Below are 19,404 nucleotides of genomic sequence, written 5' to 3' on the forward strand. Positions count from 1 at the left end.
GCTTGCGTGGGGTTTGCGCCGCCGGGGCGCAACGGTCCCTCCCCCGCTTCGCTCCTCCGGGACTTTTGCGCCGTGTGGGCGCCGTTCATGAGATAGCAGAAGGGGCCCCGCTCAGCGCTTGCGCGCTGCCGCGGGGCCCCTCCGTGCTACCTCAGCGTGAAACCTTGCCGGCCTTGATGCAGGTCGTGCAGACGTTCATGCGCTTCGGGGTGCCGTTGATGACGGCGCGGACGCGCTGGATGTTGGGGTCGAAGCGGCGCCTGGTCGCCTTCTTGGACCACGGCCGGTTGTTGCCGAAGCCCGGCTTCTTGTCGCAGATGTCGCAGACGGCAGCCACCGTGAACTCCTGAGGTTGAATAGATGATCGAGGTCAATTGAATGGTGTCGGCGGGCGCGATGAACGGCTGCCCTGCCGAGACAACCGAACAAGCGTAGCCCGTCCGGCTGCACCCGGCGAAATCGTCAGTCTTCCGAGCGGCGATCCCGCCACTTGTCCAGCGGTGCGGCCAGTGCGGTGGCCAGCTTCCACCGCTTCGACCCGCGCAGATCGTCGATCTCCGTGCGTCGGCCGGCGAGCTGCTTGCGCTGGGACTCGAGCCGTCGCCGCTGGTCCGCGACGACCTCACGGAGCCTCGCGACCTCGTCACGCAGCTCGAGGCCCTGCTCGACCCAGTCCGGGAGTGCGGGCACCGCGGGGAGGTCGGGGGAGAGACCGCGGCGTAGGACGACGTAGAACTCGATGTCGTTCTCGGGCACGGGCAGGAGGGACTCGACCGACCAGCCGGTCAGCCCCAGGCGGCGCAGCTCGGCGATGATCTCGGGGAACGAGCGGTCGGTGTAGGTCCACACGTGGCAGTCGACGTACTCGCCCCGGCGGGCCCGCTCGAGCTGGCTCCGCGTGTAGCCGAGGTCGTGGATACAGGTCTCGGCCTCGCTCGGCCCACGCTGGTGGAGACGCTTGGCGTCGGTGTTGACCGCACACCGGTGGTGGTCGTAGACCGCACGCACCGACGGGGTCGTGTCGCCTGCCTCGTACGCCTGCAGGATCTGACCCATCGTGGTGGGTGGTCGGTGGGCGTCGAAGGTGTAGCGCCGGTCGGGGACGACCAGGACGAGGGCCCCGTCGGGTGCGGTGACGGCCTCGACCTGTGCCAGCCATCCGACCAGGTCAGGGACGTGCTCGACGACGTGGCTGGCCAGCGCCCAGTCGTACGGAGCGCCATCCTTGGCGGCCTCCTCGAGCGTACGCATCCGGGTGCCGTCCCACATCGGATAGTCGATCTCGGGGATGGTGTCGTGGTTCACCTGGGAATGCTCGGCGTACGACTCGTAGAGCCGGTCGCGGTCGTAGAGGTCCAGATAGGAGACCTCCGCGGCATCTCGGGGGATGAGGGGCTGGTGCAGAGGTCCGATCTCGAGGCCGCGTCCGGCCGAGAAGTCGAAGATTTCGTTGACGCGTTCGGCGCGTGGGGTCGGGGTCGGGATCGACATCCGGGATTCCTTCGGCGTTGGGGTCATCCCCACACTAGGGATGATCGTCACCGAGGTGGGGCGCAACTCGACAGAAGGTGTTACTCGCTCGTGACTTTCCTGCGGCCTCGGATTTGTTCACCCGTCGTTTACCCCGTACCCGGACACCGCCTACCCTGGGTGCCGCGGTACCGGGCAGTGTGTCCGGCGTCACGGTGTCTGGCTGCATTCAGGTGTCGAGGAGTAGGGAGGCAGCGTGGCCGAGGTCAAGCTCGATCTGTTCCGCCGGTTCGGCGACCTGGCGACCGACGCGCTCGCGTCGCACCGCGAGGAGATCGACGCGCTCAACGTCTTCCCGGTGCCCGACAGCGACACCGGCACCAACCTCTACCTCACGATCGCCGCGGCCCGTGACCGGCTGCGCGAGTTCACCGGCCCCGACTGGCGTGAGGGACTGCGCGCTTTCTCGCGCGGCGCGCTGCTGGGCGCCCGCGGAAACTCGGGCGTGATCCTGGCCGAGATGATCGGCGCCCTGCTGCGCCGCCTGGTCCAGGCCACCGAGGACGAGCGCACCGCGGTGGTCTTCGCCGACGCGCTGCGCAACGCCGGGAACGCCGCGTACGCCGCGGTGGGGGAGCCCCAGGAGGGCACCATGCTGAGCGTGCTCCGGGCCGCCGCGGACGCGGCCGAGGCGTGCGTCGAGATCGACGAGACCGCACGGACCCGCGACGTGATGTCGGTCGCCGCCAGCGCGGCCCGCGCGGCTCTTGCCCGCACGCAGGAGCAGCTGCCGGCTCTGGCCGCTGCCGGGGTGGTCGACGCCGGTGGCCGCGGGATCTGCGTGCTGCTCGACGCCTTCGACACCGCGCTGACCGGTCGCCGGCCGAGCCCGCAGGCGCCGGTCCCGCACATCCCGATCCCGATCCAGGCCGTCGCCGGTGCGGCCGACGGCCACGCGCTGGAGCCCGGTGGCCCGTCGTACGAGGTGATGTACCTGCTCGACGCCGAGGACGTCGCGATCCCCGACCTCCGCAAGCGGCTCCAGCCGCTGGGCGACTCGCTGGTCGTCGTCGGAGGCGAGGGCATCTGGAACGTCCACGTCCACGTCGACGACGTCGGCGCCGCGATCGAGGCCGGGATCAACGCCGGGCGGCCCCACCGGATCCATGTGACCCACTTCGCCGAGCAGATCGCCGGCCAGGCCCATCGCCACGCCACCCGCGGTGGCCGTGCGGTGATCGCGTTCGCGGCCGGGCCAGGTCTGGCCGAGCTCTTCCGCGGCGCCGGCGCGATCGTGATCGAGGGCGGCCCGCATCGGCGCCCGACGACCTCCGAGCTGCTCGAGGCGATCACCGCCTCCGGTGCCGACGAGGTGATCGTGCTCCCCAACGACGCTCCGACCCGGCAGTCGGCCGAGGCCGCCGCCCGCACCGCCGAGGACGACCTCGACATCAACGTCGCGGTGATCTCCACCCGCAGCCAGGTGCAGGGGCTGGCGGCGATCGCGGTTCACGAGCCCGGCCGGAAGTTCGACAAGGACGTGCTCGAGATGACCGCCACCGCGCGACACGCGCGGCACGGTGCGGTCACCATCTCGAACACCCGAGCGATTACGATGGCTGGGCCGTGTATGCCGGGTGACGCGCTCGGGGTGCTCGACGGAGACTTCGTCAAGGTCGGCCAGGACCTGGAGACGTGCGCGACGTATGTGCTCGCCCGGCTCATCGGTGGTGGCGGCGAGCTGGTCACGCTGGTCTCCGGCCTCGAGGACCCCACGGGCGAGCTCGCCGGTGCCGTCGCGGCGTGGCTGGCTGCCAACCATCCGGCCGTTGATGTGATGGTGTACGACGGAGGCCAGGAGCGCTACCCCCTCCTGATGTCGGTGGAGTAGAGGAGAAGAGACGGTGCCGATCACCCTCGAGTCGCCGATCGAGGCCGTGCTGGGCAACAGCAAGCACGCCACGAAGTTCACCAAGGGTCTCGGGCTGCGCACCGTCGGCGACCTGCTCTACCACTTCCCGCGTCGCTACCTGCGCACCGCCGACCTCAGCCAGACGCCGCAGCTGCACGAGGGCGAGATGCTCACGGTGCTCGGCGAGGTGGTCCGCAGCGTCGTGCGACAGCACACCGACCGCCGCACCGGCCGGCCCGCCTTCCGCGTCGAGACCCAGCTCAAGGCCGGCACCGCCGACCTGCAGCTCACCTTCTTCTCCAAGTCCCAGCGGATCGCCGAGTGGCGCCGCGGCGTGCTCGCCCCGGGCGTGCGCGGAGTCTTCGTCGGCAAGGCCGGATCGTTCCGCGGCGAGTGGCAGCTGGCCAACCCGCAGATGGTCGTCTTCGGCGACCCGTCCGACTCCGAGAGCGCCGCCGAGGCGGCCGACAACCAGATGGCGGTCGAGGAGCTGACCGAGCTCTTCCCGATCTATCCGCTCACCGCCGGGCTCCAGCACTGGGACGTGATGCGCGCGGTGCGGTTCGCCCGGCAGGTCGTCAAGGAGGTCACCGACGTGCTCCCCGAGCAGCTCCGGGAGACGTACGCCGTCCCGGGGCTGCGCGACGCCCTGGACCTGATCCACGCGCCCCATGAGCTCAAGGACGTCCAGCGCGCCCAGCACCGCTTCCGGTTCGAGGAGGCGCTCGGCCTGCAGCTGGTGCTGGGACGCCGGCGACGGGCGCTCCAGGCGCTGGGCACCACTGCCCGCACCGGCGGTGTCCACCAGATGCTCGGGGCCTTCGACGAGCGGCTGCCGTTCACCCTCACCCAGGGACAGGCCGAGATCGGGGAGGAGCTCGAGGTGGCGCTGGCCCAGCCCCACCCGATGAACCGCCTGCTCCAGGGCGAGGTCGGCTCCGGCAAGACGCTGGTCGCCCTCCGCGCCATGCTCAGGGTCGTCGACTCCGGCGGCCAGGCCGCGCTGCTGGCGCCGACCGAGGTGCTCGCCCAGCAGCACTACCGCTCGATCACCGCGATGCTCGGCGACCTGGCCGCCAGCGGCCTGGCCGGAGGGCTCTTCGCCGGCGACCAGGAGCAGACCCATGTCGAGCTCCTCACCGGATCGATGACCAAGACCCAGCGCAAGGGGCCGCTGAGCCGGATCGCCACCGGCGAGGCCGGGATCGTCGTCGGCACCCACGCCCTGCTCCAGGACCAGGTGATGTTCGACGACCTCGGCCTGGTCGTCGTCGACGAGCAGCACCGCTTCGGCGTCGAGCAGCGGGCCGCCCTGACGGATAAGGCCGGCACCCCACCGCACCTGCTGGTGATGACCGCGACGCCGATCCCGCGCACGGTCGCGATGACCGTCTTCGGCGACCTCGAGGTCTCCACGCTCACCGAGCTCCCGGCCGGACGGGCCGAGATCCAGACCAACCTGGTCTCGCTCGTGGACCATCCCGCGTGGATCGCCCGGGTGTGGGAACGCGTCAAGGAAGAGGTCGGATCAGGCCACCAGGTCTACGTCGTCGCCCCGCGGATCAGCGGCGACGAGTCCGAGCAGGGGGAGAGCGACCAGCGCGACTTCGACGCCGACGGCAACGAGGTCAAGGCCGCCCCGGCCCAGCTCTCCGCCGTCGACGAGGTCACCGAGGAGCTGACCACCGGTCCGCTGCAGGGGCTGAGCGTCGCCAAGCTCCACGGCAAGCTCCCCGCCGAGGAGAAGGAGCGCACCATGAGCGCCTTCGCCGCCGGCGACGTCGATGTGCTGATCGCCACCACCGTGATCGAGGTCGGCGTGGACGTACCCAACGCCACCACCATGGTCATCCTCGACGCCGACCGCTTCGGGGTCTCCCAGCTCCACCAGCTGCGCGGCCGGGTCGGCCGTGGCGGCCTGCACGGGCTGTGCCTGCTCGTCTCCCACGCCGAGGCCGACACCCCGGCCAGGACCCGCCTCGACGCGGTCGCCCAGACCACCGACGGGTTCGCGCTGTCCCGGGTCGACCTCGACCAGCGCCGTGAGGGGGACGTGCTCGGCGCCTCCCAGTCCGGCCGCCGATCGAGCCTGGAGAGTCTCCGTGTGCTGCGCGACGAGGAGACGATCCTGGAGGCGCGCGAGGCGGCGGAGGCGCTGCTCGAGGACGACCCGGATCTCGCGACCGCGCCGCTCCTGGCCGAGCGGGTCACCGAGATCGAGGAGTCCGCTTCCGCTGACTACTTGGAAAAGTCCTAAGGTATCCCAATGACTCGGATCATCGGTGGCGTCGCAGGAGGGCGGCGCCTACTCGCTCCCAAGGGGGTGCGGACCCGTCCCACCACCGATCGGGTCCGCGAGGCGCTCTTCTCGGCGATCGAGTCCTCCTACGGCTCCCTGGCCGGGCTGCGCTTCCTCGACCTCTACGCCGGCACCGGCGCGGTCGGGCTGGAGGCGTGGTCCCGTGGCGCCGGGGTGGTGACCCTGGTCGAGTCGGACCGGCGTACGGCGGGGGTGATCCGTTCCAATGCGAAGGAGCTCGGCTTCCCGCGGGCCAACGTGGTCGCCGCCACGGTGGCCAGCACCCTGGTGACGCCGCCGCCGGCCCCCTACGACATGGTCTTCCTCGACCCGCCCTACCCGCTCTCCGACGACGCCGTCTCCGAGGACATCGCGCTGCTGGTCAAGCACGGCTGGCTGGTTCCGGGCGCCCTGGTCGTCGTCGAGCGGTCCGCACGCAGTCCCGAGCCGGTCTGGCCCGACGGGTTCACCGACCAGAAGTCGAAGAAGTACGGCGAGACCACGCTCTGGTACGGCCACGCGCCGGAATGAATCAAGGCCGACAGATCGGCCGGACTGATCGAACTGGACTGATCGAATGGGAGAAATGACAATGACGCGTCGTGCGGTGTGCCCGGGTTCGTTCGACCCGCCCACGTTCGGCCATCTCGACATCTTCACCCGCGCCTCGGCGATGTTCGACGAGGTCGTCGTCGCGGTCGGGGTCAACCCGTCGAAGTCGAAGCGCCTGTTCACGGCCGAGGAGCGGATGGAGATGCTCACCGACATGACCGCTGCGCTGGGCAACGTACGGGTCCAGGGGTTCACCGGTCTGGTCACCGACTTCTGTGTCGAGATCGACGCCCAGGCGATCGTGAAGGGGCTGCGCGGGGCGCCCGACCTGGAGTACGAGGCGCCGATGGCGCAAATGAACGCCCACATGACCGGCGTCGAGACCGTCTTCCTGCTCAACGACCCACGCTGGGCCGCGGTCTCCTCCTCGCTGATCAAGGAGATGGCCCATTTCGGTGGGGATGTGTCGGCTTTCCTGCCGCCGGATGTTCTCGCACGACTCACCAAGCGTTTGGCAGAACGTTCCGAGTGAGGGGCACGGTTCGCCGGTATCGTTTCGAGTGCTGACCGCCATTCTTTCTCTGGAGATCAATGTCCACCTCAGGCCGTTCCCCGCTTTCCTTGGCCAAGCAGTCCTATGCCGCCTCGCTCAAGGCCGTCGGTCGCGGGCTGACGAAGACGGGACTCGCGAAGGAGACCCCACCGCCGGTCGAGCAGCGCTGGCGTCACTGGGCCCACTCGCTCACCAAGGTCTACGACTCCCTGGCGATGGCGAAGCTCGATGTGCCGTGGTGGACCTACGACGCGATCACCGCCGTCGATGCCTGGCTGAGCCAGCGCGAGCGCCCGATCCGGGTCTATGAGTACGGCTCCGGCGCCTCCACGATCTGGCTCTCCCGCCGCGCCGACGAGATCCACTCCGTCGAGCACCACAAGGGTTTTGGCGAGATGATGCAGGCCGAGCTCGCCGGCGAGGAGAAGATCTCGCTGCGGGTCATCGAGCCGGTGGCCTCCGACAACCCGGTCGTCCCCTCGCAGAAGGAGGGCCACGCGGGCCTCGACTTCGAGGCGTACGTCAACTCCATCGACGACGTCGACGGCGAGTTCGATCTCGTGGTGGTCGACGGGCGCGCCCGCGAGGCGTGCCTGGAGAAGGCCAAGGACCGGCTCGCTCCCGGCGGGATCATCGTCTTCGACAACAGCCGCCGCAAGCGCTACGTCGAGGCCATCGCCGCGTCCGGCATGAAGGAGACCATCCACGCCGGTCTCACCCCGACCTTGCCGTACCCGGAGCGCACCTCCGTCCTGACGAAGGGTTGATCTAGGGTCCTCCTCATGGCGACATCGGGGGAGCAGGCCGAACGTGTGGGCACCGTGCGCTGGGCGACCTTCGCCGGGGTCTGCGTGGTGGCGCTGGTCTGGTCGGCCTATTCGGTCGGCGCCCAGAACGGCACGTTCCTGACCCAGGACTTCGGTGCCCAGTACCACCTGGCGAAGATCACCGCCCACGGCGCGATCCCGCTCGTCGACTTCGAGCACGGCTGGAACGCCGGCTCGTTCTGGGTCAACGCGGCGCTCTACGCGATCGCGGGCGGCAGCCCGACGATCTGGTACTTCCTCTGGGGCCGCCTGCTCGGCGCCGGCCTCGGGGCGGTCCTCGCCGCCGCCATCGGCCTCCGTCTCCGGCTGCACCCGGCGGTGATGATCGCGTCGGCGCTCGGCGTGCTCCTGCTGGCCACCCCGCTGCACATCAAGTACACGATCTGCCTGCTGTGGGTCTTCGTCCTGCTGCCGACCGGTTGGCTCGAGTCGCGCCCGCGCCTGGCCGCGGCCGCGCGGGTCCTCCTCCCGGCCCTCGTCTTCTGGCAGTACGTCGAGCTCGCCGTGCTCCTCACCGGCGCCTCGGGGCTCTTCGAGCTCTTCGCCCGCCGGGAGGTCGGGTGGCGCACCCGGATCCTCAACTGCGTTCAGCTGGCCGGTGGTTTCGTGCTCGGGCTGGTCGTCCAGGCCATGGCGTACAGGGTCTTGTGGGGGCTCTCCTTCGCCGACTTCAACCGGCAGGTGATCCTCGGGCAGACCGAGACCCATGAGGGTTCGCAGTACGCCGTGTGGAACTTCTTCGACCTGCCGACCGAGTCGGGGCGCTTCTTCATCCTGGCGCTCTACCCGTTTGCGCTGCTGATCCCGTTCGTGCCGCTGGTGTGGCAGCGGGTCTCGGACTCCACCCGGCTGGTCGCGCTGGCCGGGCTGGTCCTCGTCGTCGTCCCGATCCGGCGCGTCGACAACCCCCACACCACCACAGTCTCCGCCCTCGTCCTCCTCGCCCTGGTCCTGGCGGTGGCCGAGCTCTACGAGCGCCATTCCACCCCGTTGGTTGAGCCGCGAGCGCCAGCGAGCGTGTCGAAACCAACACGTTCCGCCACCGCGCTACCTCTAGCCGCGGCCGGCGCCCTGTGGGCGGTCGGCACCCTCTGGATCGGCTTCGGCCTCCAGAGCATGGCCGGTGCCGTGCTCCTCGTGGCTCTGGCTGTCGCCGGGGCGGTCCTCGGGGGAGCGTTCCTTCGCGGAGCGACCGCGGCGGTCTCGGCCGGCGCGCTGGTCGTACTCGGCTGCGTACCCGCTCTTGCCGCCGTCGACCACCTCGACGACATGCACCGCGACGCGAAGTCCTTCGCGGTGAGCGACTCGATCGCCCGCTGGGCGGGCCCGGAGTACGAGCGATGCAGTGGCGGCAGCCGCGAGGCGCTGGTCATGCCCAACTACCTCGAGCTCTACGACGCTCTGCAGATCACCAACCCGACGCCCTACTACCTGTTCCACTACGACTTCGCGCAGTACGAGGACGTGCTGGTGCCTCAGCTCGAGGACGGCTCGATCCCGGTCATCATCGAGACCATGCCGCTGCACACGCCGCAGCCGTGGCTCACCGACGCGATTCGCGCCAACTATGTGCCGTGCTCGGTGGTGAGGATCGAGAAGCAGGCGACGACTGTCACGATCTGGACCCACAAGTCCCGCGGCGAGGTCGCCCAGCAAGATCTCACCATTCGCCAGGGCAAGGCGGTTCCGACCCCGTAGGGGTGAGGCAAGCGCATCGTTATCGGATTCGATAACGTGCAAGTGGCAGAGGACGCCTCGCGGCTGATCAAGCATCGCGTTGGGAAGATCTGACGGGAAGGTCATGACGTAGGTCGCAGCGTTCCGCCCCCGGTTGCCTGCGACAGCGCGTACTTTCGGAGCATGCTCGATGCGGCGGCCACGCCGGCGACCCCCTCGCCCGCACGCCGAGTGCGGGAACCCATCGGCCTGGTCCGATGGGCGACCTTCGCTGTGATCGTCGTGGTCGCCGTCGTCTGTGCCGCCTACACCCTCACCGCACAGATGGAGCCGTTGACAGGGGACAGGGGCGCGCAGTACTACCTCGGCAAGCTCACCGCAGAGGGGGCGGTCCCGCTGGTCGACTTCCAGCACGGCTGGAACGCCGGGTCGTGGTGGGTGAACAGCCTGATCTATCGCCTGGCCGGTGGCGATCCTCTGTGGTGGGAGTTCTTGCTGGGCCGCTTCTTCGGTGTCACTCTGGCGACCGTCCTCGTGGCCGCGATGGGGCTGCGCAGACGCGTACACCCGGCGGCGATGGTCGCCATGGCGCTGGCCGTCCTGACGCTCGCGTCGCCCGCTCAGGTGAAGTACGTCCTCCCTGTCGTCTTCGCCTTCATCCTCCTGCCCGGAGGTCGGCTCGACTCCGGACGTTGGTCGTCGGTCGTGCGGTTCCTGGTGCCGGCCGCCCTCTTCTGGCAGCACGTCGAGCTGGCGATCCTGCTGACCGGCGCGGCGGTACTTTTCGAGCTCATCGGTCGGGGCGCGGCAACGGCGCGAGAGAGGCTGACACGATCTGCCGCTCTCGCCACCGGAATCCTGGCCGGATTCGTGTCTGAGGTGCTGTTCTACCGGATCGGCTACGGGATGAGCCTCGCCGAGCTCAACCGCCAGGTCGTCTTCGGTCAGGCCCAGCAGTTTCCTAAGCACTTCGGATGGCCGTTCTTCGACGTGCCGACCGATGGGGAGGGCTACGACATCGTCGCTCTCTATCCCTTCCTCCTGCTGCTGATGTTCGTGCCGGTCATCTGGCGGCTGGCGAGCGACCCGACGCGGTTCCTCGCGTTGTGCGCCCTCTTTCTTGCGACCATCCCGATCCGGCGCCCCGGGCCCGGGCATGCCGAGACCGTGAGCGCGCTGGTGTTCACCGCTCTGATCTTCGTCCTCTGCGACGTGTACGACCGCAGGGACCAGGTATCGTCGTCGAGCCGGCCCTGGTCCATGTCCGGCTGGCAGATGGTGACCGCGGTCGTCGGACTCGCGGCGGGGGCGGCGTGGGCGGGTGCAGCTCTGGCCTTCGGATTCGGTGCCGACAGCCTCATCGGTCCGGTGATCCTCGTGCTCGTGGTCAGCGTCATGATGCTCGGCGCGAGGCTGGGGGCGAGACTGGTCGCCGTCTCCGCGGGTGCCTGCCTCGTCCTGGGGGTGGTTCCGCTGGCCTCAGCGGTCGAGCACGTCGACGACCTGAGCCGGGACAGCCGGCAGCTCGAGGCGGCCGATGTCTGGGGAGATGCGATACGACCCGAGATGACACGATGCTTGAAGGGAGGCCGTACCGCTTTCGTGCTGGGCAACCAGCTGTCGTTGTACGACGCCCTCGATGTCGAGAACCCGACGCCGTTCTACTTGTTCCACTACGACTTCGGTCGCAACGAGAAGCAGCTGACGGCGCTGATGGCCGGCGGAGAGGTCCCCGTGGTGCTGCAGACGAGCGCGTTGGCTCGCGGCGGTTGGGTGGAGGCCGCGATCGAGAAGGACTACGAGCCCTGCGCCGAGGTCTGGATCGAGGACGAGCACCGGCGCTTCCGCATCTGGGCGCACCGCTCGCTCGAGCCGTTCGAGAAGCGGGCCGTCACGGTCCACCCCGACGGCACCAGAACCTTCAGCAAACTGACCTAGTCGGAGTCAACTCGAGGGACACGCAATCAGAGCACGGGAGCAAGGGGAGAACCTGGCATAGGCTCGCCATCAGCCCGCAAGCCCAGCCGAAGGTCCTGAATGCTCCGCTCCACCCACGAGGACCGCGTCAACGTACGACCCCCGAAGCGGCTGCTGGCGGCGATGGTGCTGGTCGCGTTCTTCGCGCTGAGCCTGAGCAGCTACGTCGCGCTGACCCGGGCGCTGCAGTATCAGACCCGGGACGAGGGGCCGAACGCCGGTTACGCGGTGGAGCTGGCCTCGGGACGGCTGCCGACGATCGACACGCCTGTGACGACGGACGCCCGCCGTTATCCCCAGGTCGTCGAGGGTCTGGGGACCATGGTCGATGAGCCGCATCGCCACATCTGGACCGCCAACCATCCTCCGCTCTACTACCTGATCTCGCTGCCGTTCGTGGCCGCGGCCGAGGCGCTCGACGCACCTCAGGTGATGGTCGTCGGAATGCGGCTCGTCAATGCCGTCGGCTCCGCGCTGTGCGTACTGCTGGTGGGCCTGATCGCCTTCGAGGTGACCCGTCGGGCGGCGGTCGCGTTCCTGGCCACGGGGATCAGCGCCTCGTGCGCCGTGCTGGTGAGCGCCGGCGGGCACATCGCCAACGACGGGGTCGCGGTCGCGGCGTCGTCGCTGACCCTGCTGGCCACGATCCGGATCCTGAACCGCGGCCTGTCTCCGGGGCGCCTGACGCTGGTCGCGCTGGCCGGGGCCGCCGCGGCAGGGGCGAAGGCGCCGGGGGTCCTGACCGTCGTCCTGTGCGGTGCGGCCATCGCGGTGGCTCTGCTGCTGAGGGACCACACCCGTCGCGGGGTGGTCCGCGCCCTGGCCGCCTCCGCCGTGGCCACCGGCGTTCCGGCATTGGCGACCGGCTGGTTCTACGTCCGCAACATCGTCCTCTACGGCGACCCGACCGCCACCGCTGCGCTGCTGGACAAGTTCGACCGGGAGCCGAACGGGACCTGGTGGCAGATCGTGACGGACGGCTCGCTCTGGGTGGACTGGTACGAACGACTGTGGGTGCCGCTGCTGGCGGAGGGGTACGTCGTGGTCGGCGACGTGCTGGCCGTCGTCGCGGCGGCAGGACTTCTCGTGCTGGTCGTCCGCCGCAGGATCGCCGGGCCGCCGGATCAGCCCTCCTCGGGGGCGGGATGGCTGCTGCTCACCGTCCACGCGGTGCTCGTCCTGGCGAACCTGGTCGGGTTCGTCGCGGGTGGCGGGAACCCGAACGACCGCTACCTGATGCCGCTGATGCCCCTGCTGGCAACCGCGCTCGCCGTCGGCGTCATGGCGCTGGTCGACCTGATCCCGGTCGGCTCCCGTGAGCCGCGGGCGCGGCTGGTCGCAGCCTCGATCACCCTCGTGCTGGGTGCGTACGCGTTGCTGATCTTCGACTGGTTCGTCAGCTCGGCCATCTACGCCGGCCGCCTGCCCAACTCCGAGTCGCGTGGCGCCGGGCTCGTCGTCGCCGCGGGCGTGGCATGCGGTGTGCTCGCCGTCTGCCTCGCGGCCTGGCCGGTCAGGACGTACGCCGCCCGAGAACCGCTCCCAGCCCAGCCAGCACCACGTCGGCAAGGAGCAGGAGGACGCGCGAGGCCAGCGCCACGGTGAGTGCCTCGGGGACCCCGATGATCGGACCGAGGGTGAGTGTGAGCAGCGCCTCGCGGATCCCGGCGCCGGCCGGGGCGGGGATGAACGCGATCCCCGCGGCCCACGCAAGGGCCATCCCGCCGGTCGCGGCCGCCACCTCGACCAGCCCGATCGAGGCGTACGACTGCATCATCACGGCCAGGTGAAGGCCGAAGGCGACCCAGGCGAGCACTGCCCAGCCGAGGGCGGTGAAGAGGCCCCGCGCGGTGAGGCGTACGCCGAGGGGTTCCCGGCCGAGCCGGGCGAAGAGCCAGTCGAGCACGCCCGGGACGACCCGCGGGTGCAGGCAGACGGCCAGCGGCACCAGCAGGAGCAGCAGCCACCAGTAGCGGTCGAGGCCCTCGGACGACGACCAGGGGAGCAGGAGCGCGCCGACGCCGATGCCGCTGGCGACGACGACGCCCATGAAGAGGATGTTGACGCCGAGCATCGTCCGGCGCGCGACACCCCAGCGCAGCCCGAACTGCATCTGCGCGACGACCGGCCACACCGAGCCGGGCAGGTACTTGCCCAGCTGGGAGACGTAGAAGACCGAGTGGGAGTCACGCAGCGACGGCCGGATGCCCATGCCGTGCAGGATGGCGACCCAGATCTGGCCGATCAGCATCGTGCCGACGATCGCCAGGACCCCGGCGATCGCGACCCGGCCGAGGCTCAGCTCCTGGACCGCGGTGGCCAGGTCGGCGCGCTGACGCCAGAGGAGGTAGGCGCCGCCGAGCACGACGACGAGAGCGAGCCCGATCTTGAGCAGCCGCTTCTTCAGGCTGGGTTTCGTGGGACCGGGCGTAGCCGAAGACCCGGCCTCCGTGGCGGAGACCGGGTCGGAGTGGGTCGCTGTCACAGGCTGGTCGTCCACGTCTCGCCGGATTGGGCCGATGACTGGGCCGGGCTCGTCCGCGGCGTGTGCGGCAGGTCGAACTCGGCGACCGAGGTCTGGTCGCGGAGCATCTCGGTGCCGGACTTGCCGAAGCGAGCCTTCTTGGTGTGCTCCAGGTCGTCCTCGATGAGCACCCGGTTGGTGCGGATCAGGTCGGAGATCACGCCGAGCATCGCGGACATGAAGGCCAGGTTGATCAGCACGCCGCCGAGCAGCAGCGACTGGATGTGGTTGCCGTTGTCGCCGCTCAACCACAGCACGAGGTAGCGGACGAACGGGATCGCGCCGAGGACGAAGAAGAAGGCGGTGAGCCAGACGAAGATGGCGTACGGCTTGTACATCATGTAGGAGCGCACGATCGCCGCGCCCGACTTCATGATGTGCTCCGGCATCGACTTGAACAGTCGCGACTCACGCGTCTTGGCGTTGGTCTCGATCGGCACCGAGGCGATCTTCATCCGCTTGTTGCCCGCCTGGATGATCGTCTCCATGCAGTAGGAGAAGCGGGTCACGGTGTTGAGCAGCATCAGCGACTCGCGCGAGTAGGCGCGGAAGCCGCTGGCCGCGTCGGGCAGGTCGGTCTCGGCGGCCATGTTGACCACCTTGGAGCCGACCTTCTGCAGCCTCTTCTTCAGTCCGGAGAAGTGCTCGATCCGGTCGACCTGCCGGTCGCCGATGACGATGTCGGCCTGGCCGTTGATGATCGGCTGGACCAGGTCGGTGATCCGGTCCTGCGGGTACTGGTTGTCGCCGTCGGTGTTGACCACGATGTCGGCGCCCAGCTCGAGCGCGCGGACCACGCCGTCGTGGAAGCTTCGGCCGAGACCCTGGTTGCGGGAGTGGTGCACGAACTCGCGCACGCCGTGCTCCTTGGCCACCTCGACCGTCCGGTCGGTGCACCCGTCGTCGACGATCAGGATCACGATCTCGTCGATTCCGGGGATCTGCTTCGGAATCGACTCCAGCACGGACGGGAGCGTCTCCTCCTCGTTGAGGCAGGGGACTTGAACGACAAGCTTCACAGGGACCTCAGGGCAAGTAGTGGGACCGAACTGATTCGGGCAGGTGAGGGGCTTCCGAGCTGCCACATTACCGCGTGGATTCCGCGGCCCCACGCCCCCTCGCGGGTGTCATCCGGCGTATGTGCTAGTGAAACCTGGCGTTCAGGAGAGGTCCACGCGGCGTCTGCCACGGCGTCGGTCCAGCATTCGAGGAACGAGCAGCAGCCCCAGCGTCACCAGGGCGCCGAGGAGCGAGACCACGGCACCCGTACGCAGCCCCGGAGCCTCGTAGCGCAGCGTGACCGTGTGGGTTCCGTCGGGGACGGGCACGGCGGCGAAGGCATGGTTGCCGGGAACCAGGTCCACCGGGCGGCCGTCGACCGTCGCCGACCAGCCCGGGCGGGCGATCGAGTCGGCGACGACGAGGTAGCCGGCTCCGTCCGCGGTGACCTCGGCCGAGATCGTCTCGGCCTCGTCGCGGCGTACGTCGACCTGGGCGGTCGAGCCGGAGGCGGCCGGCGTCGAGTCGTCGTCGAGGAGCACCGTGCCGGGCGCGACGCCCTCGGACAGCCGGCGCACCCGCGTGGGCCCGTCGGTGACGACCTCGCTGGTGCCGGCCCAGCGGACCCGGGGCAATGCGCTCGCGCGCTCGTAGACGACCGCGCCGGCCGAGGCGTGCACCACCCTGAGGCCGTCGCCCTGCTCCGGCCGGACCGCGGTGCAGACCGCGGAGCCGTCGGTGCGGCCGGCCAGCTGGACCGGCTTCCGCTTCCCCTCGAACGAGATGGTGACCGGCACCGGTCCGGCGGTGAAGCGGTGGTCGGGCACGGCGACGCGCAGCTTCTCGCCGCGCTTGAGCGGTCGGTTCACGGCGATGGCCCGCTCGGAGGTGACCTTCTCGGCGCCGGCCCCGACGCTCACCCGCACGACCGTCGGCGTCTGCGCTCGCGGCTTCAGGCCGTCGGGCACGGTGACCTCGATCCCGCGCAGGTTGCCCTGCGGGACCTGGCACGTCGCCTGCCGGCCGGGCATCACGGTCAGTCGCTGCCGCTGCGCGACCGGCACCGGCGTCGGCTCGGAGACGCCGATGACCTCCTGCGGCTGGGTCACCCAGTAGCGGACCGAGAGCTGGTCGAGCACCGGCTGGCGCCCCGGCGTGGGCACGTTGGCGGGGAAGTCGGTGTAGGTCGGCGACAGCTGGGCATCCTGGCTGACCGCGGCGATCAGCGCCTTCCACTCCGGCGAGGTGAACTCATGGCCCGTCGGCGTACGCAGCCGGTAGTGGTCGGCGACGGCCGAGTGCTCCCAGCCCGAGGCGCCGTAGCGCTCCGCTCCGAGGTTCTCCTTCAGGAACTCGTGGGCCGGGGTGACCGGGTAGAACTCTTCGCGGTCGGTCAGTGGCAGCACCTCGCGCGCGAACATCGTGCTCTGCGCGAGCACCGCCAGCACGAGCACCAGCGGGCCCAACAGCCGCAACCGGCCCCGCAGCAGCAGCGTCGCCGCCACCGCGAGGACCGAGACCACTCCCAGCAGCGCCGGCACCCGCAGCTTCGCGGCGAGGTCGGGGATCGGCCGCGGGGCGCCGTCGATGTAGACGTACGCCGCGTACAGGAAGTACGCAGCCACTCCCACGGCCGCCAGCAGCACGACCAGCGACACCACCGGTCGCGGACGCCTGGACCGACCCTCCCCGTCAGAAGACGCCTCGGCCCGCTGGACGAGCCGCTCCAGCCCGATCCCGGCCAGCACCGCACACAGGAACCCGAAGACCGAGTTCGCCCGTCCGAAGCTGTTGGAGCTGTAGCCGGGCAGCTTCTGGAGCAGCTCGAGCGGCAGCCCGCCGATCCAGAGCAGCCAGACGACGGCGCCCAGCACGACCGCGAGCAGTGCGGGAGTCGAGGGGCGGCGACCGCCGGGGAGCCGGACGACCAGGGCGCACAGGACCAGGATCAGCGCCGCGACGCCGACGAAGGAGATCGACTCGATCGGGTTGTCCTCGCCGGACCAGAGTCCGTCGACGCAGGTGCCGTAGACGTCAGGGGCGACGGTCGTCAGCACGAGACTGGCGGGCTTGACCTGGTTGGGGACCCGCCCGTCGAGCCCGAGAGCGCTCATGTTGAGCACGAAGGGCAGCAGCTGGACCGCGGAGAGCGCGACCCCGAGCACGACGCCACCGGCGGCGACGCCGCCCGCGACCAGGGTGCGCCGCACGTCGCCGAGCGCGAGCGCTCGCACGACCACGTAGATCGCCCCCAGGGTCAGCGCGAACATCGTCACCGCCGGGAACCCGCCGAGCAGCATCGCCGCGACGACCAGGCCGACGGCGGCCAGGTCGCGCGCGCCGCGCTCCCGCACCGCACGGTCCAGGGCCCACAGCAGCAGCGGGATCAGGCAGGCGACCTTGGTGTGCGGCCAGTTGGTCCACATCATCATGAACCCGGAGGTGAAGAAGACCAGCCCGGCCACCAGCGCGATGCTGCGCCGCACCCCGAGCCGGCCGAGGAACAGCACCATCCCGGCCAGCACCAGCGCCAGCTCGGTGAGCTTCACCCAGGCGGGCGCCAGCCACATCGGCATCGCCCAGTAGGGCCAGGAGACCGGGCTCAGCACCGCGTGGTTCGGCAGCGAGGCCAGCGGCGCGCCGCCCACCTCGTAGGGCGCCCAGGTCTGCCAGTTGCCGTGGCGTACGCCCTCGACGATGTTCTCGACGCCGGGCAGGTAGTAGTCCCAGGTGTCGCCTCGGCACCACAGGGTCCCTTGCGGGATCGGCCCGTCGGCGGCGTACGGCATCATCGCGTGCAGCCATCCGGTGTCCAGCAGCATCCCCCGACCCACCAGCGCGGGACCGAAGGTCACCGCGACGAAGAGGAGGAGGAGCGCCAGTACGACGCCCGAGCGCCACCGATCGGATGAGTGCACAACCGAAAACCTATGAGTAGTCGGGACCGGGCGTCGGTAGCGCACGCGGTAAGGCGGTCAACTTGTCCGTGAGGCCGTGCCTGTCCTTTTGGTCGCGCTCGCCCGGTCCCGTTAAGATCTTTCTGATCTGTCGTGCCCTGATCCGGAAGTGAAACATGACTGCGCTGGACCCGAGAGCGCCGCTCGTGCTCGATACACGCGAGCTCGGCCGCCGCCCGGGGTCCGAGCGTCACGTGGACCTGACGGTGCCGGCACCGGCGGATCTTGGTATCGAAGTCCTCATCGTCCCCGAGGGTTCGCCGGTCGAGTTCGACCTGCGGCTCGAGGCGGTCATGGAGGGCGTGCTGGTCACGGGGACTGCTTTCGCTGTCCTCGAGGGCGAGTGCGTGCGGTGCCTGGAGCCGATCAAGGACGAAGCCGAGGTCGACATCCAGGAGCTGTACGTCTACAACGACTCTCGTGACGGCCAGGCCCCTGACGAGGACGACGAGACCAGCCGGACCGAGGGCGATCTGATCGACCTCGAGCCGGTGCTCAGGGATGCGGTGGTGCTCGCACTGCCGTTCCAGCCGATGTGCCAGGACGACTGTCCCGGACTGTGCCCCGAGTGCGGGGTGCGGCTCGCGGACGAGCCCGGGCACGACCACGGCGAGAAGATCGACCCGCGCTGGGCGGGGCTGACTTCGCTGAATGACGACCCCAGCAACTAGGGTTCAACCCAGCAAATAGGCTTCAGTAGCCGGCCGAGATCCGGCCGGTCGAATTATGAGGAGATAACAGTGGCTGTTCCGAAGCGGAAGATGTCGCGCAGCAACACCCGCCACCGCCGCTCGGCCTGGAAGGCCGTTGCGCCGACCCTGGTGACGTGCGCGAACCCCGCCTGCGGCGCCAAGCACATCCCGCACCGTGCGTGCGGCGAGTGCGGCCAGTACGGCGCTCGCGCCGAGCGTCGCCAGGTCCTCTGATCTGACACGCGGTTAGTCTCCTGACCAACTACGCCGAGCTTCGCAAAGCGCTCGGGGATCCGATTCTGGACCCCGAGCTGCTTGAGCGTTCGCTGACACATCGGTCCTACGCCTACGAGAACGGTGGCCTGCCCACCAACGAGCGCCTGGAGTTCCTGGGCGACTCGGTGCTCGGCGTCGTGGTCACCGAGACCCTCTATCGCACCCACCCCGACCTGCCCGAGGGCAAGCTGGCCAAGCTGCGGGCGGCAGTTGTGAACGCCCGCGCCCTGGCCGAGGTCGGTCAGGCCATCGGCCTCGGCCAGCACATCAAGCTGGGCCGTGGCGAGGAGGCCACCGGTGGGCGCGAGAAGGCGTCGATCGTCTCCGACACCGTCGAAGCGGTGATCGGGGCGGTCCACCTCTCCGGTGGCATCGAGGTCTCCACGGTCCTCGTCCACCGACTCTTCGACCCCCTCATCGAGGCGGCCTCCGACCTCGGTGCCGGGCTCGACTGGAAGACCTCTCTCCAGGAGCTCGCCGCCGAGCGCACCCTCGGTGTGCCCGAATACGTCATCACCGACGAGGGCCCCGACCACATGAAGACCTTCACCGCGAAGGTCCGGGTCGGCGAGCAGCTCTACGGCAACGGCGTCGGCCGCTCCAAGAAGGAGGCCGAGCAGGCCGCCGCGGAGACGGCCTACGGCGAGATCCAGGCCGCCGCCGCAGCCTCGTCCGCCTGAGAGATGCCC

16 protein-coding genes are annotated in these 19,404 nt (G+C 69.7%); 11 read left to right on the forward strand and 5 right to left on the reverse strand.

Translation table 11 applies throughout. The annotated features are described in order from the left end of the window. Nucleotides 1-151: 151 nt before the first annotated feature. Nucleotides 152-337, reverse strand: coding sequence for a 50S ribosomal protein L28 (gene rpmB, locus ACFV9G_RS24760; protein ID WP_045550407.1), 186 nt, complete (start codon nt 335-337; stop codon nt 152-154). Between the two features lie 125 nt (nt 338-462). After that, nucleotides 463-1,491 carry a class I SAM-dependent methyltransferase gene (locus ACFV9G_RS24765; RefSeq protein WP_378730985.1) on the reverse strand — a complete coding sequence of 343 codons (1,029 nt, stop codon included), beginning with the start codon at nt 1,489-1,491 and terminating at the stop codon, nt 463-465. Between the two features lie 235 nt (nt 1,492-1,726). On the opposite strand from ACFV9G_RS24765, the gene ACFV9G_RS24770 reads away from it, so the two are divergent. The 8 genes from ACFV9G_RS24770 (at nt 1,727) to ACFV9G_RS24805 (ending at nt 12,872) form a co-directional block, all read left to right on the forward strand. Next, the gene (locus ACFV9G_RS24770) at nt 1,727-3,361 is read left to right on the forward strand and encodes a DAK2 domain-containing protein (RefSeq protein WP_378730987.1); all 1,635 of its coding nucleotides are present in this window, start codon (nt 1,727-1,729) and stop codon (nt 3,359-3,361) included. Between the two features lie 13 nt (nt 3,362-3,374). Then, a complete protein-coding gene (locus ACFV9G_RS24775) occupies nt 3,375-5,639 on the forward strand; it encodes an ATP-dependent DNA helicase RecG (protein ID WP_378730989.1) in 2,265 nt (754 codons plus the stop codon). 9 nt (nt 5,640-5,648) lie between these two features. Continuing rightward, on the forward strand, nt 5,649-6,212 hold the full coding sequence (gene rsmD / locus ACFV9G_RS24780; RefSeq protein WP_378730991.1) for a 16S rRNA (guanine(966)-N(2))-methyltransferase RsmD: 564 nt from the start codon (nt 5,649-5,651) through the stop codon (nt 6,210-6,212). Nucleotides 6,213-6,273: 61 nt separating this feature from the next. Next, nucleotides 6,274-6,765, forward strand: a complete 492-nt coding sequence (coaD, locus tag ACFV9G_RS24785; RefSeq protein ID WP_378730993.1) for a pantetheine-phosphate adenylyltransferase — start codon at nt 6,274-6,276, stop codon at nt 6,763-6,765. 59 nt (nt 6,766-6,824) lie between these two features. Further along, a complete protein-coding gene (locus ACFV9G_RS24790) occupies nt 6,825-7,553 on the forward strand; it encodes a class I SAM-dependent methyltransferase (RefSeq protein WP_378730995.1) in 729 nt (242 codons plus the stop codon). A gap of 15 nt (nt 7,554-7,568) precedes the next feature. After that, a complete protein-coding gene (locus ACFV9G_RS24795; protein WP_378730998.1) occupies nt 7,569-9,311 on the forward strand; it encodes a hypothetical protein in 1,743 nt (580 codons plus the stop codon). 162 nt (nt 9,312-9,473) lie between these two features. Further along, on the forward strand, nt 9,474-11,228 hold the full coding sequence (locus ACFV9G_RS24800; protein ID WP_378731000.1) for a hypothetical protein: 1,755 nt from the start codon (nt 9,474-9,476) through the stop codon (nt 11,226-11,228). 99 nt (nt 11,229-11,327) lie between these two features. After that, nucleotides 11,328-12,872 carry a phospholipid carrier-dependent glycosyltransferase gene (locus ACFV9G_RS24805; RefSeq protein WP_378731002.1) on the forward strand — a complete coding sequence of 515 codons (1,545 nt, stop codon included), beginning with the start codon at nt 11,328-11,330 and terminating at the stop codon, nt 12,870-12,872. Here ACFV9G_RS24805 and ACFV9G_RS24810 read toward each other — a convergent pair. The 3 genes from ACFV9G_RS24810 to ACFV9G_RS24820 form a co-directional block, all read right to left on the reverse strand. Then, on the reverse strand, nt 12,781-13,752 hold the full coding sequence (locus ACFV9G_RS24810) for a hypothetical protein (RefSeq protein ID WP_378731005.1): 972 nt from the start codon (nt 13,750-13,752) through the stop codon (nt 12,781-12,783). The genes ACFV9G_RS24805 and ACFV9G_RS24810 overlap by 92 nt on opposite strands. After that, entirely contained in the window at nt 13,749-14,810 is a 1,062-nt protein-coding gene (locus tag ACFV9G_RS24815; RefSeq protein WP_378731007.1) for a glycosyltransferase family 2 protein, read from the reverse strand. The genes ACFV9G_RS24810 and ACFV9G_RS24815 overlap by 4 nt, the downstream gene beginning before the upstream one ends. A gap of 141 nt (nt 14,811-14,951) precedes the next feature. Then, nucleotides 14,952-17,708: a YfhO family protein gene (locus ACFV9G_RS24820; protein ID WP_378731009.1), complete on the reverse strand. Its 2,757-nt coding sequence runs from the start codon at nt 17,706-17,708 to the stop codon at nt 14,952-14,954. A gap of 155 nt (nt 17,709-17,863) precedes the next feature. On the opposite strand from ACFV9G_RS24820, the gene ACFV9G_RS24825 reads away from it, so the two are divergent. The 3 genes from ACFV9G_RS24825 to rnc all read left to right on the forward strand — a co-directional run bounded on the left by ACFV9G_RS24825 (nt 17,864) and on the right by rnc (nt 19,395). Beyond that, entirely contained in the window at nt 17,864-18,418 is a 555-nt protein-coding gene (locus ACFV9G_RS24825) for a YceD family protein (RefSeq protein ID WP_378731012.1), read from the forward strand. Nucleotides 18,419-18,487: 69 nt separating this feature from the next. Continuing rightward, a complete protein-coding gene (gene rpmF, locus ACFV9G_RS24830; RefSeq protein WP_008358292.1) occupies nt 18,488-18,673 on the forward strand; it encodes a 50S ribosomal protein L32 in 186 nt (61 codons plus the stop codon). 20 nt (nt 18,674-18,693) lie between these two features. Beyond that, nucleotides 18,694-19,395: a ribonuclease III gene (gene rnc, locus ACFV9G_RS24835; RefSeq protein ID WP_378731033.1), complete on the forward strand. Its 702-nt coding sequence runs from the start codon at nt 18,694-18,696 to the stop codon at nt 19,393-19,395. The last annotated feature ends 9 nt before the right edge of the window (nt 19,396-19,404 follow it).

This window comes from Nocardioides sp. NPDC059952 (genome assembly GCF_042730435.1).
Classification (GTDB): Bacteria; Actinomycetota; Actinomycetes; order Propionibacteriales; family Nocardioidaceae; genus Nocardioides.

What these genes read in the sequence shown, in the direction of transcription:
- ACFV9G_RS24765 (WP_378730985.1), bottom strand. Translation starts at nt 1,491, where the DNA reads ATGTCGATCCCGACCCCGACCCCACGCGCCGAACGCGTCAACGAAATC.
- ACFV9G_RS24800 (WP_378731000.1), top strand. Translation starts at nt 9,474, where the DNA reads ATGCTCGATGCGGCGGCCACGCCGGCGACCCCCTCGCCCGCACGCCGA.
- ACFV9G_RS24795 (WP_378730998.1), top strand. Translation starts at nt 7,569, where the DNA reads ATGGCGACATCGGGGGAGCAGGCCGAACGTGTGGGCACCGTGCGCTGG.
- ACFV9G_RS24790 (WP_378730995.1), top strand. Translation starts at nt 6,825, where the DNA reads ATGTCCACCTCAGGCCGTTCCCCGCTTTCCTTGGCCAAGCAGTCCTAT.
- ACFV9G_RS24825 (WP_378731012.1), top strand. Translation starts at nt 17,864, where the DNA reads ATGACTGCGCTGGACCCGAGAGCGCCGCTCGTGCTCGATACACGCGAG.
- ACFV9G_RS24805 (WP_378731002.1), top strand. Translation starts at nt 11,328, where the DNA reads ATGCTCCGCTCCACCCACGAGGACCGCGTCAACGTACGACCCCCGAAG.
- coaD (WP_378730993.1), top strand. Translation starts at nt 6,274, where the DNA reads ATGACGCGTCGTGCGGTGTGCCCGGGTTCGTTCGACCCGCCCACGTTC.
- rsmD (WP_378730991.1), top strand. Translation starts at nt 5,649, where the DNA reads ATGACTCGGATCATCGGTGGCGTCGCAGGAGGGCGGCGCCTACTCGCT.